13 protein-coding genes and 1 tRNA gene are annotated in these 13,217 nt (G+C 38.6%); 4 read left to right on the top strand and 10 right to left on the bottom strand.

Annotated features, from left to right (window positions below; all coding sequences use genetic code 11):
* Positions 1-579: 579 nt before the first annotated feature.
* The 3 genes from IPU53_RS23270 to IPU53_RS23260 all read right to left on the bottom strand — a co-directional run bounded on the left by IPU53_RS23270 (position 580) and on the right by IPU53_RS23260 (position 2,515).
* A tRNA-Thr gene (locus tag IPU53_RS23270) sits at positions 580-652 on the bottom strand.
* A gap of 153 nt (positions 653-805) precedes the next feature.
* Positions 806-1,711: an EamA family transporter gene (locus tag IPU53_RS23265; protein ID WP_207453692.1), complete on the bottom strand. Its 906-nt coding sequence runs from the start codon at positions 1,709-1,711 to the stop codon at positions 806-808.
* Positions 1,712-1,798: 87 nt separating this feature from the next.
* The gene (locus tag IPU53_RS23260) at positions 1,799-2,515 is read right to left on the bottom strand and encodes a nucleotidyltransferase domain-containing protein (RefSeq protein ID WP_207453690.1); all 717 of its coding nucleotides are present in this window, start codon (positions 2,513-2,515) and stop codon (positions 1,799-1,801) included.
* 384 nt (positions 2,516-2,899) lie between these two features.
* Between IPU53_RS23260 and IPU53_RS23255 the strand changes: the two genes are divergently transcribed.
* The 3 genes from IPU53_RS23255 to IPU53_RS23245 are packed head-to-tail and all read left to right on the top strand — an operon-like array spanning position 2,900 to position 5,513.
* Positions 2,900-4,072, top strand: coding sequence for an MGDG synthase family glycosyltransferase (locus IPU53_RS23255; protein WP_207453688.1), 1,173 nt, complete (start codon positions 2,900-2,902; stop codon positions 4,070-4,072).
* Positions 4,073-4,092: 20 nt separating this feature from the next.
* Complete coding sequence (locus IPU53_RS23250; protein ID WP_207453686.1) at positions 4,093-4,707, top strand: DedA family protein; 615 nt, start codon at positions 4,093-4,095, stop codon at positions 4,705-4,707.
* Positions 4,704-5,513, top strand: a complete 810-nt coding sequence (locus tag IPU53_RS23245) for a patatin-like phospholipase family protein (RefSeq protein ID WP_207453684.1) — start codon at positions 4,704-4,706, stop codon at positions 5,511-5,513. The genes IPU53_RS23250 and IPU53_RS23245 overlap by 4 nt, the downstream gene beginning before the upstream one ends.
* Positions 5,514-5,908: 395 nt before the next feature.
* Here the strand turns inward: IPU53_RS23245 and IPU53_RS23240 are convergent, their stop codons facing one another.
* The 7 genes from IPU53_RS23240 to IPU53_RS23210 form a co-directional block, all read right to left on the bottom strand.
* Positions 5,909-6,298 (bottom strand): Na+/H+ antiporter subunit G, encoded by a 390-nt coding sequence (locus IPU53_RS23240; RefSeq protein WP_207453682.1) that lies wholly within the window; start codon positions 6,296-6,298, stop codon positions 5,909-5,911.
* Complete coding sequence (locus tag IPU53_RS23235; protein ID WP_207453680.1) at positions 6,276-6,560, bottom strand: Na(+)/H(+) antiporter subunit F1; 285 nt, start codon at positions 6,558-6,560, stop codon at positions 6,276-6,278. Before IPU53_RS23235 ends, IPU53_RS23240 begins: the two co-directional genes overlap by 23 nt.
* Positions 6,560-7,042: a Na+/H+ antiporter subunit E gene (locus IPU53_RS23230; RefSeq protein ID WP_207453678.1), complete on the bottom strand. Its 483-nt coding sequence runs from the start codon at positions 7,040-7,042 to the stop codon at positions 6,560-6,562. Before IPU53_RS23230 ends, IPU53_RS23235 begins: the two co-directional genes overlap by 1 nt.
* Positions 7,043-7,173: 131 nt before the next feature.
* Entirely contained in the window at positions 7,174-8,661 is a 1,488-nt protein-coding gene (locus IPU53_RS23225; protein WP_207453696.1) for a Na+/H+ antiporter subunit D, read from the bottom strand.
* Entirely contained in the window at positions 8,654-8,992 is a 339-nt protein-coding gene (locus IPU53_RS23220; protein ID WP_207453676.1) for a Na(+)/H(+) antiporter subunit C, read from the bottom strand. The genes IPU53_RS23225 and IPU53_RS23220 overlap by 8 nt, the downstream gene beginning before the upstream one ends.
* A 3-nt stretch (positions 8,993-8,995) precedes the next feature.
* A complete protein-coding gene (locus tag IPU53_RS23215) occupies positions 8,996-9,418 on the bottom strand; it encodes a Na(+)/H(+) antiporter subunit B (RefSeq protein WP_207453674.1) in 423 nt (140 codons plus the stop codon).
* A complete protein-coding gene (locus IPU53_RS23210) occupies positions 9,405-11,816 on the bottom strand; it encodes a Na+/H+ antiporter subunit A (RefSeq protein WP_207453672.1) in 2,412 nt (803 codons plus the stop codon). Before IPU53_RS23210 ends, IPU53_RS23215 begins: the two co-directional genes overlap by 14 nt.
* A gap of 662 nt (positions 11,817-12,478) precedes the next feature.
* Here IPU53_RS23210 and IPU53_RS23205 point away from each other — a divergent pair.
* Positions 12,479-13,153 carry a histidine kinase gene (locus IPU53_RS23205; protein ID WP_207453670.1) on the top strand — a complete coding sequence of 225 codons (675 nt, stop codon included), beginning with the start codon at positions 12,479-12,481 and terminating at the stop codon, positions 13,151-13,153.
* The last annotated feature ends 64 nt before the right edge of the window (positions 13,154-13,217 follow it).

The raw sequence follows: 13,217 nt of genomic DNA, 5'->3' as shown, positions 1-13,217 counted from the left end.
AATGGAAATTCCCTAACATTGTAAAAGTGGTTTCCTGATTTATCCTTAGAATAGGTTGAGTTCCCTCAGCTTAAAAGTCCGCATCCATTAGATAAAGAAATCCTTATTTTCTTGGTTTTGAATTTCTTAATATTATAAAAACGACCAATACAACAAAAGCGATTATTATAAAAATACCGGGTCCAAATACCATGCTTAACACTCCCTTTTCATTACATATCAGATACCTCTATAGTAGTTTCTCCGGACACAACTCTAGTCTTAATAGTCATAATGGATATGCTACGACTCCACTATTAATTTTTTTGAGTAAATTTTTGCTATTATTTTAGAATCACCAAGTAAATCCATATGCCTATATATAAAGACGTGTAATATGTTAATATCTCTTCACTTTTTTAAAAATTTAGGATCCCTATGATCACACTGGAAGCCGGTAAGGGGATTCGGTTTGATCTAGATGAGATCGACGTGGGTTGTGAATGTCGATTAAGAAGAATCTATAGTGCATTATCTCTTTATAGAAAAAGCGAACCCCTGAAATTTTGAGGTTCGCATGATATCAACGTTTATTGGTTATGCTGGCGAGAGGATTCGAACCTCCGACCTCATCATTACGAGTGATGTGCACTACCAACTGTGCTACGCCAGCATTACATTCTAGAACATATTAAATAATAATACTTTTTTTCAAGGATTTCAATAAAAGAGCTGGTAGGCAGGTTTTACCAGCTTATCCTGAACAGTACTTGAAGGATTTTGACACAAATTACCGGCAAAATGCCAGCAAATTTGCTCAACTGTTTTAGTCATTTATTGGGCGTACATATTTTCTTTTCAGAAACAATGATGCCTGCCCAATAAAGATGCCAAATAGTACAACGATGACACCAACCCATTGTATCGATGTCACTGTTTCACGCAGGACAAAGGTTGAGAGAACAATAGCAGTGGGTAATTCTGCGGCTGAAAGAATCGTGCCAAGCCCTGGTCCAACATGAGGCATTCCGATTGAAAATAATAATGGTGGCAACATCACCCCGAAAAAGCCAAGTAAAAGCCCATATGGTGCTAGACCAAGCAGGGTTTCTCCATGGAAGATAAAAGCTGGTGGAAATAAAATGAACACCGTGCATAAAGCCCCCGTCGAAAGTAGCGCACTTTTGAAAATTGGGTGTAGCTGATTTCCTACAGCCCCACTGACCAAAATAAAAGCAGAAAATGAACAAGCGGCTAGCATGCCCCATCCCAAGCCGATCCAAGATAGTTCTTTTCCACCACTAGCAAGAAGCCCCGTAGCGAGGACTGAACCAAAAAGTAAAATAATAATAGAGATTAGTTTATTTCGATTTGGCTTTACTTTATAGAAGATCCATTCAAGCACCGTTCCAATCCAGACAAATTGAAATAGAAAAATAATCGCGAGAGAGGCGTCCACTGTTTGTAGGGATTTATAGTAAAAGATTCCCGTTAAACCCATTGGGATCCCTGAAATGATTATTTTCATTGTTTGCTTGAAAGATAAGTGAGTTTTCTTCTTTTTTATAAATAGAACGAGCACCCAAGTAAGGATTGTGCCGAATAAGTATTGTCCCCCAGAAACTTCTGCCATGGTGAAGCCAGCTGCATAAGCTAATTTTACAAAAGTCGATAAGACCCCATAACAACATCCACCGAAAAAGACTAGGAGTGCATAATGCCATGCTTTCATTCCCATCACTCCTTTTTTAAAAATCATAACCAACATCCATTATAAACATTTTTGTGGATAAAATCACATTCATTTGCATGATTAAGGTTATCTACTATTGCTTACAGCCTTTGCAAGATTTGTCATTATCCACTCTATTATTATCATAAAAGAGTCGATTTGTTCTTTTACATCTCCAACGAATACTGTTTTTAATAATGAGTCTAGGTTAGGAGGTTGTCTTTTTAAGTTGATAATATGTGCCCAAACTGCTCCTGAAGGAGGCATAGGTTGATGATTTATTGCCCATAGACCTTCTAACATCACCCATGTCGATGTATTGATGACATACGCCGCCTTTAAATGATCCTCTCCTTGATTCGCCGCACTAATCTTATGGTATGAACTTTTTAGCCAATGTAAAATTGCATTTGTCTGGTGCTCGGGAATTTGGTAGGAATTATACTTTTCAAGGGCAATCCTTTTTAATTCAATGAACTGTCCCTTTTTGTCATATATAACTTTTCCATCCAAGTATGAATAAATTTCCATTGGATTTTTTTCTAGTTTTACTTGAGCTTGTTTGAAATTTGTATATTTGTATTCAATTAATATATTGTCCTTTACTTCTGTTTGGAATGGTTGGCTATGCTCGTTTTCGAGGAGGAACAATAAGTCCAAATCTGATTCCGGATAGGCATCCCCTCTTGCAACTGAACCAATAAGCATGAAGCCAATACATTCATGTTTAGGTTGGTATTCTTTCAATATCTCTTCTACCAATTTTTTGTGGGAACTGTACTGAATAAATTCTAATTGATCCATAAAATACCTCCATCTAGACGTTTTTTACAATGCCTCTATATCAATTCATGATTAGAGGCCCTAATTCCTGCAAAAAGGAAGGGATGCCCCAAACAGGATGTCAAACTTCAAGAGAACAATCCCTTGTTTTGATATTATTTTATTTTTTTTAGACTGGCTTTTTACGAAAAGGGAATTATGAAATTGATTCAATACAGTTAAGAAATTTATCCCGCATTATAGGCAGTAATACCCCCCTGACTGAAGTTTCCCTTTATTTGTCTTTCATTGCAGGGTTTAAAATTGTTTTTTCGTCTATATAAATATCTAAGAGGACAATGATCCATTTCATTAGGTACTGTTTGGTAGCCTATATTTGAAAAATAGAGAAAGGGATGGAAGTGAATGAAAAAAATATTGTTTTTCCCCTTATTAACAATGCCATCTGGTCACCATCAAGTGGCAGAAACGATGATCAGTTATTTACAAAAAAGAAATAAAGCGACGCTTTGTAAAAAAATTGATTTATTAAGCGCTTGGAATCCCGTGCTTGAAAGTATGGTAACAAAAACGTATTTGGGGTGGATTCACTTCTTTCCAAAAAGCTATGCATGGACATATAAAAAAATGGCCCATAGCTCACAAACAGAGCATGATTATAAAAAGTATTATGACCATCTATTTTTAAAGAAGATGAAGGCCATTCTTTTGCGGGAGAAACCTGATCTCATTATTTGTACTCATGCGTTTCCTTCACATCTTTTAAGTACTTTAAAAAAGGATCATCAATTAACGATTCCGGTTATGAATGTCTATACAGATTTTTTTATTAATGATGTGTGGGGAATAGAAGGGATTGATTATCATTTAGTATCGAATTCTGCGATGAAGCAGCAATTATTAGTTTCAAATCATGTATCAGAAAGTAGGGTTTGGGTTACGGGGATTCCAATCGGGGAACAATTTAGTGAAAGAAAGAATAGAATGCATGCCAATCAGCAAAAATGGAAAGTGCTCATTTCAGGCGGAAGTGTGGGACTTGGGGGAATTCTGAGTTTACTAAAGTTAGCAAGCCCGAGTGGAGAGGGAAAGATCATATATTATGTACTATGTGGTAAAAACAAAAGACTGTTTCAACAACTTCAGAAATTAGATAGGAAGAATGTTCAGCCTATTCCTTATATTTCCGACAAAGCAAAAATGAATGCCCTATACGAACGTGTTGATGCGATTATTACAAAGCCCGGTGGTGTTACGATCAGTGAATCATTGAGGAAGGGCCTTCCGATTTTTATCCATTCAGCTTTACCAGGTCAAGAAGAAATTAATTTACAGCTTTTAAAGGATAGGAAGTTGATTCTGGAATTAAATCCTGCACAACCTTTGGATACATCAATTCTATCTTTCTTTCAGGATACATCCTTAATGGCGCAAATTCAGCATTCCATTCACTGCTATCTCAATGAAATAGAGGTTGGATATCCCTCTGATATTGTTCGGTTAATTCATTATATCCTGCACCCTGATCAGAAAAATGCTATACAGAATACAAAAATAGCGGTTGAAAATCCTGAATAGCAGAAGGAAGGAATACATTCATGATTCAACAGTTTTTAGAATGGCTCCAAACTTTGGGGTTACCTGGATTATTTTTTGTTATGTTTTTAGAAGGTTCATCTTTACCATTCCCCGGTTTAATACTTGTCCTCTCTTATGGATATATCCTAGCGCCCAGCTATATTCAGATCGTTTTTATTGCTTTTGGGATGAGCGTTTCATACACTTTGGCTAGCTTCGTTCCCTATTATGTAGGGAAAAAGCTGGGTGGACATTTTCCAAAGCGATTTAGAAAAGGATTAGAAAAGGGAGCAGCCTATTTTAATCGTTACGGTGTTTGGAGTGTTGCTCTTTCACGTCCCTTTGGCATTGGAAATTATATATCTTATATTGCTGGAATGAGCAATGTTCAATTATATAAATATATAATATTGACTTTTATAGGAATTTACCCATGGTCTTATGTTATGATTTTTCTAGGGAATTATTTTAAAGGGAATTATCAAGCTTTTCAACATTTTTTTGAATCATACAGCTTCTATGGTTATGGTATCATCATAATCGGAATAGCCATTATAGGTTTGATTACATATACAAGAATAACCCACAGAAAAAGGGATTTTTCGAGAAGGAAAGAGGGAGGAGAAGAAAGTTGAAACAAACAGGACTTTCACTAGGAGGAGGTTCTTTACGGGGAGTCGCTCATATTGGTGCTTTAAAGGAACTGGTGGACCAAGGGATTACGATTACTCATATTGCAGGCACTAGTGCAGGGGCCGTTGTGGGCGGTCTTTATGCTTGTGGAATTCAACCGGAGATGATGAAAAATATTGTGCAGCAATTATCGGTTCGTCGTTATCTTGATTTTGCTCTTAACCGAAAAGGAATGTTAAAAGGGGATCGGATTTATCAAAGCTTACTAAATTGGACCGAAGGAAGGCACTTCTCGGATTTAGACATCCCATTTGCGGTTATCTGTGTTGATTTGATTTCAGGTGAGATGATGGTCATTGATTCAGGAGAGGTAGCTATGGCGATACGGGCAAGCATGTCGATTCCTGGCATATTTTCACCCGTTGAGATTAATGAACGCTTACTTGTGGATGGCTATGTTTTAAATAATAACCCGGCTGATATTGTTCGTAAAATGGGCGCTAAAAATGTAACATCTGTCAGAGTGCGCAGTACAAATCCACACTATCCTACCAATCTTTTGTCTGTTGTGAATCGTTATATTGATATAGCGAGTCAAAAAAATACAGATCGGTGTTTAGAACAGTATACAGATCTATTAATTGATATCGATTTACAAGATATTGGTCGATTTGCGGTTAAATCGTTAGAGCGCTCGATCACGCTGGGCCAATACGAAACAAAGAAAATATTGCGCCATTATGAAGATAAAATGGATAGAGAGAATGTTATTTATATGGATGATTGGTTGAATAGAAGGCAGGGATGATGGCTAGTATTCTGAATCAGCTGGCAGTATGCCAATTGAAATTTCATTTAATATAGACGAGGCTGGGATATAACTAAAATTCTAAAATCCAGAGACGAACAATGCATTAGGGAGGTCGATTAGTCACGGTCACGTTCTGTGACCAACGCTGATACTTAGAACATCGTGTTCGTCGGAAGGGTATCGGTGAGATCCCGGAGTGCGAATGAGGATCAAAGGCTAAGTACGCGCCGTCCTGACTGCAGGCTCAAAGTGCAACATCCTGTTGAAATTCACCTGCACTAGTACGATCTTGTACGTCACAACGCCTTCGTGACCTACATCCTGTAGGGCTGAGGAAGCTCACCAACCGCCTGCGGAAAGCGGAGTATATTTCCGAGCGGGTGATATGCATCCTAGTAGTTCGTTTTTTCCCCAGCCTCATTATATTTATCATCTTGATGAAGGACGTCTTTTAATTCATCCTCTACGGTCGAATCGGCTAATTTGACATTTGAACGATAGGCGGCCCGAATGATAAGATGGCCTGCGACAGGAGAAGTTAGAAAGACAAAGACAATCCCCAAGATTAGGCGAATACTGACAAGAGATTCTGTAAATAAAAAGTATAGAAACGCCCCTACTAAAGTAAGAAGGACGGCTAATGTAGCGCTTTTTGTGGCAGCATGTGAACGGGTGTAAACATCTGGAAATCGAATAATACCAACAGCACTAATCACACTAATAATACTTCCAATCAGCATCAGGAAAACCGTTATAAATTCACTTGTCTCGCTTCCGTTCAATGATAACACCTCTCACAATAAATTTTGAAAAGGCAATCGTACTTATAAAGGATAGAATTCCAAGCACGAGGATGACTTCTAAAAAGGCCTTCGTTTTAAGAGCGATGGATATGACAGCGATGACAGCAATAAGATTCACACCAATCATATCAAGGGCAATCACTCGGTCTGGGATGGAAGGCCCCTTAATAATCCGATATAGAGCGATAGCAATGGCGACTCCAAATAATGAGAGTGTTGTAAATAACATGATTTTGATCATTAGCGTGTCACCTCCATGATAGCTTTTTCAAATTTTCCTAAGGAACGTAGAAGAAAATCCTTATATCTTTCAATATCTAAAGCATGAATATAAAGTGTATCTCCTTCTGGAGAGACCTCCATAACGACAGATCCAGGAGTCAAGGTGAGGAGCATAGAAAGTGTCGTGACTTCCCAATCGCTTTTCAACGCTGTTTTATAAGTGAAAATTCCTGGTTGAATATCAATTTTTGGACTTAATATATGCCTCATAACAAGAAAGGCCGATTGGAACAGTTCGGAGTTAAAAATAAAAAATAGTTTTAATACATAATAAAATCTTTGTAAATAAAATTGCTTTTTAAAAAAGCGTTGCATCAGAAAAACAATGACAATTCCGACTAGATACCCAGCAAAAAATGTGGATAATCGCAATTCATCCTCATCCGTCAGTAGCATCCAGAGAAAGGCAATAAATAAATTCATAATAAATTGAGCGGGCATATTGCTTCACCTCATTTTTAAAGAAAGTATAGACATGGCTAGTGTTTGGATCTAGCTCCAGCGCCTAGCCCCTCGAGGCTCAGGAACATTTGCTTGTCGAAGGTAGCGGGCGCCTTGCGCTTTTCTTGTCTCTATGGAATTTTTCCTTCAAGTATTGCCTCGATATAAATATGTGGATTCGTTAATGTGTGAGCTGCATCACGCACATATGGAGCAAGGTATTCCGTGCCAAATCCTAGTCCGATTGTGCCGGCTGTTAGAAGTAGGCAAGGGATAATCAACCCTTTTCTTAACGGCATTTCATCTTCTATTTGAATAATGGTTTCTCCCCAAAAGCTGTTAAGAAAAACACGGAGCAGTGAATATAAAACAAAAATACTTGAAATAATCGCGAGCGCTGTAAGGAGATAATGACCTGTATCAATCGCGCCTTTTCCGACCAAAACTTTTCCAATGAATCCACTAAGCGGTGGAACCCCTGCTAGGGATAAGGTGACGATCAAGAACAGCCAGCCTAGTAAAGGATAGTTCCCTATAAGTCCACTCATTCTATCAATTCTAGCTGTTCCTGTTAAAGCAATGACGGTTCCTCCTAATAAGAATAGTAATCCTTTCACGACCATATCGTGAATTAGATAATAAATGGAACCTTCTATTGACACTGGTGTGGATACAGCAAGTCCTACTAATATAAATCCAACGGCAATGACGACATTAAAAGAAATAATTTGGCGAAGGTCCTTAAAGGCGATCGCACCAATACTACCGGCGATTAATGTGAGACCGGCCATCACACCGATGATTGTGTGGGTAATCGCAGGCTCGTGATAAAATAACAAGGTGAAGATGCGAAACAGAGAATAGATCCCCACCTTCGTTAGTAAGGCTCCAAATAATGCAGCAATCGCTGTAGGTGGAGCACTATATGCACCTGGAAGCCAGAAGTATAGCAATAAGCCTGCTTTTAAGCTAAAGACAACAAGAAATAAAATACTAATGACGGTTAAAATAGGTGTTTGTCCAACCTCCGCTATTCTGTATGATAAATGGGCCAGATTCAAGGTACCCAATGTTCCATATAAATAGGCGATCGCTACTAAGAATAGCCAAGAAGATAGGACATTGATTGCAATATACTTAATCGATTCTCTTAGTTGCTTTTTCGTTCCTCCGATGGCGGCAAGTATATAGGAAGCCAATAACATTACTTCAAAACATACATAGAGGTTGAAGAGGTCCCCTGTTAAAAAAGAACCATGGACACCCGCAATCATAAAAAATATAAAAGGATAAATAAATAGCTTTTCCAATTTTTCATCCAAAGAATAGAAAGCATATAATAAGCATACAGCTGATACGATCGATGTCGTCAGGACAAGCAACATAGAGAAGGAATCTGCGACAAAAAGAATGCCAAACGGCGGTTTCCATCCCCCAAAGTCCAATCGAAGGATTCCTTCTGTTTGAATTTGATTTAATAGAAATATACTTATACCAATTGTTAGAAGTAGGGATCCGATGCTAAGCCATTTTTGGATTCGAATACGTCGCCGCAGGAAAACCAGTAAAATGGCTGTTAGAATTGGGATCACCATTGGTAAAACAATCATATTATTCATCATGAGTCCCTCTTAGTTGAGCAAGATTATCGGTGCCAAGCTTACGATGCGTTCGATAAGCTAAAACAAGAAACAAAGCTGTTACGGCAAATCCGATTACAATCGATGTTAAAATGAGAGCCTGGGGAAGAGCGTCTGTATAAGCGATCGGTTTTTCCCCAATAATGGGAACACTTCCAGTTTTGAGGCCCCCCATTGTCATAATAAGTAAATGAGCGGCATGGGATAGGATGGCAGACCCTAGGATCACACGAATTAAATTTTTGGAGAGAAATAAATAGGTTGCGATCATTACTAAAATCCCCGCCAGAATGATCATTAATGTTTCCATTGGCTACACATCCTTACTAATACTTGAAATAATCGTCACAACCACTCCAACAACGACTAAGGCGACTCCTGCCTCAAATATTGTCACAGTTGTGAGCTCCGTCTCGCCTAGAAGTGGCAAGTGGAAGTGATGAAAGACTTGCTTTAAAAAGGGGGCACCAAACAATACGGCTCCGACGCCCGTTGAGACAGCAATGAAGGCTCCTACTGCAGCTACTAACTTAAAATTAAATGGTATCGCCTTATGAATCGTTTCAGTATCAAAGGCGAGACAGAGCAAGACAACGGCCGCAGCTAGGACGAGTCCCCCGATGAATCCCCCGCCTGGACTATTGTGACCAGACAAAAATAGATAAACGGCAAGGGTTAATATAATAAATACAACGACTTTTGCAACCGTCTGTAAAATCACATCATTGATCTTCAAGCTTTTCCTCCTCCTTTACCCCTTTGCGCTGAATAAGACTATAGACACCAATACCAGCAATGAAGAGGACGACGACTTCGAGCATTGTATCGAAGGCCCTGAAATCCCCTAAAATCACGTTTACGATATTTTTTCCGCCGGCAAGCTCATAGGCCCCTTCAAAATAACGGGAGATGGTTTCAAAGAGGTTTTCACTATTCACAGCTAAAGCAACGAGGATGAATAGACTCCCTACCGAAACGGAGATAATTATGTTTGTGATTTTGGTTTTTCGTTTTGCATTTTCCTTTTTCCACTCTGGTAGGAAATGGTAACAAAGTAAAAATAAGACCGTTGAGATGGTTTCGACAACAAGTTGGGTAAGGGCCAAATCAGGTGCGCGAAATACAACAAATAGTACAGCGACCATATAGCCAAGTACACTATTTAATAGAATGGCTGTTACACGAGACTTAGCAAATAAGATAGAAACCCCCGCAATCGCCATGACAAGTACAACAATCCATTCATAGACCCGAACCGGCGCATCTCCTGACATATCAAATGAAAAGGCGTTTGTGTAAAAGAAAGTTCCACCTGTTACGACAACTAGAAAGAGAAAGATATAAACTAAATAATCCCGTAAATATCCTGTCAAATAGAATTTTGTAAATGTTTTGGAACGCCCCTCTGATTGTTCCAATAGACTGTCATATAAAGTATTTAAGCTCCACTTTGGTGGAAATAACGAATAGACTCCCTTCCATTTCCGGAAGAAGATGTATAAGAACGTACCAAGGATGATGACACCGATTGTCATCACAATTTCCATATTCCATCCATGCCAAGGGGAAATCTTCTGACTTAAATCAAGCGACGGTGTAAAGGTTGGAAAAATACTATACATCGCAGGTGTAATAATATATTTTCCTAAAACATTTGGGAAAAAGAAAATACCAAGCACTAAGATCGCTAATATGACGGGTGAAATCAACATACCTATTGGAGCTTCATGAGCCTTGTGTTCAAGTTTTTTCTCTTGATAGGTTCCTGTAAAAGTTTTAAATACAAAGATCATGCAATAGACAAAGGTTAAGATGCTGCCAATCCAGGCAATAACCGGGAAAAGAACACCCCAGGTATCCAAGAAGAATAGATCAAGCTGATGAATGTTAAGGACAGCTGTAAAGAACATTTCTTTACTTAAAAAGCCATTAAAAGGTGGTAATCCGGCCATAGAGAAACTTCCAGCTAAGGCGACTGTGAAGGAAATCGGCATAAAGGACATTAAACCACCAAGCCTACGGATATCCCGTGTTCCTAATTCATGGTCGACAATTCCAACAATCATAAAAAGTGCACCCTTGAAGGTAGAATGATTAATTAGATGAAATAGCGCCGCAAACGTAGCGAGCGTGAAGAGCACTGATTCTTCTTGTACACCTAAATGATAAGCGATAGATCCTAAACCAAGCAGGCTCATAATTAAACCAAGCTGACTAACAGTTGAAAAAGCGAGCAACGCTTTTAAATCTGTTTGTCGAATGGCTCGGAAAGATCCCCAGAACATCGTGGCAAGTCCTATACAACTCACCAACCAGAACCACAAGGCTTCACCACCAAAAATAGGTGTAAAACGTGCTACCAAATAAATTCCCGCCTTGACCATTGTAGCGGAATGGAGATAAGCACTGACAGGAGTTGGTGCCTCCATCGCATCAGGTAACCAAATATGAAATGGGAATTGTGCAGATTTCGTGAAAGCGCCAATTAAAATTAGAACTAAGGCTGGGATAAATAAAGGATGCCCCGTATATTGATCAATCGATGAAATGATCTCACGAATACTTGCTGAAGCAGTCATGGAATAAAGCATGATAAATCCAGTCAGCATAGAGAAACCGCCGCTAACTGTAATTAAAAGCGCCTTTTGAGCGCCATTTCGGGAACCTTTTCGATGATACCAAAAAGCGATTAATAGAAAGGACGAAATACTCGTTAGCTCCCAAAACACATACAAAACAAATAAATTTTCTGAAAACACAACGCCTAGCATTGCGGTCATGAATAGAAGTAAATACACATAAAAAGTGTGAAGGGATTCCTTCGATGATAAATAATAAATGGAATAAAGGATGACCAAGCTTCCAATCCCTGTGATTAATAGTGCAAAGATCATGCTAAGACCATCTAGATGAGTCGTAAAGTGAATGCCATAGGTAGGAATCCATTCGATTGTATGGAGATATGTTTCTCCGGACGCAACAGAAGGGATGAAACTTGCAAGCATAATAAATAGGATAATGGGAACAGCTAGAACAATCCATCCTATATGAAAGGGTAATTTCTTTTTAGAAAGGTACGGTAAGAATAATGCAATAAATAGGGGGATGACTATTGTTATGTTGATGGATAACAAAGTGAAACCTCCAATCTGTCTTGCCTCTATGTTGTGAACGCAGTCCTAATCCCCGTAAACACGTTAAAAAAGGCAGAAAACAATTTAAGATTTAATATGGACAAAATGGTAAAGGAAATACATGAACGATGGCAGAAGAGTAGCAGGCGAACCGAGATATGGGCATATGGGGCCCACAGATTGTGGGGGAATGGCTTATCCTTAGTCGTTCTTCCTATATTAAAGGCGTTTGCGCTATTCTTAAGAGGCCGGACATAAGTGTTTTTACTAAGGAAAAAAGCGAACTACTAGAGGGTATATACCTCCGCTCCGGAAATATACTTCGCTTTCCGCGGAGGAGTGGCAAGTCTCCTAGGCTTCACCTTCCGGGGTCTTGCCTAACTCTCACTTCCCGCAGGAGTCTACGTATATTTCCTCCGCTAAGATAACATATGATTCGTCTTTGGAGCTTAATTTTTTATTATGTCCCAGCCTCAATTGTTGCCCATATACATTTCTTTATTTTATGTATACTATATACAATAGTATACACGAATCCACTGAATAACGCACATGAGACGTTTTTAAAAAAATACGTATTTTTAGGATGAAATATGTTATATTGGATCAATAATGAAAATGATGAGTAAAAGTGAAGAAAAAATGAAGAGGTGGAATGACTCATGAGAAGAGTAAAGGGTCGTATGGATGAGTGTATTCTCGTCTGTGTTTATTACGGTCCGAATGGGGAGCGTCTTATTAGGCGTTGCTCTAAAATAGCGAATATGTTGAATTGTCCTTTCTATATATTGTCGGTAGATCCACGTCCATATGATGAATTCGATGCGGAAAAGTCGGCCTATGTAGAACGTTGGAGGGAATTAGCAGATGAATTAGAGGCGGAAGAATTTATTTTGCGGGATAATGAAAAACGCCCGTCTGCGAAGGTCATTGCAGATGCTGCTTATCATTATAATGTGACACAAATTATAATTGGGGAGACAGCGCAAAATCGATGGGAAGAAATTACAAAAGGATCATTTGTCAATGTTTTATTAAGAGAGATTTCTTTTGTTGACTTGCATATCGTTTCGGTCGATCGTACCATTAAAAGCGAAGAAGATGGGATCTATGAAAAAGGTGTTCGTTGCTTTCTAGTGAAGGATGAAAACGGTGGTTATCAATTAAGCTTCACTCTATCTAGACGATCCTGCTTTGAAGGAATTTTCTACAAGGAAATTGGCACAGACTTTAACACAGGTGTTTTTAAAATTGTTGTGAGTGGGAAAACCTGTCAGATCCACGTAACCGATAATCAAATTATGGAACCAGAGAAGTTGCCAACATGTTCTAATTAGATGAGTTGTTTCAAAAGGATATACATCCTTTGAAACAGCTCTTTTTTTAAAAATATATAATTGA

This window comes from Bacillus sp. SD088, from assembly GCF_017355205.1.
Taxonomy (GTDB): Bacteria; Bacillota; Bacilli; order Bacillales; family Bacillaceae_C; genus Lederbergia.
Note: the sequence above shows the minus strand (reverse complement) of the source record. Positions and strands in the feature narration are given on the sequence as shown.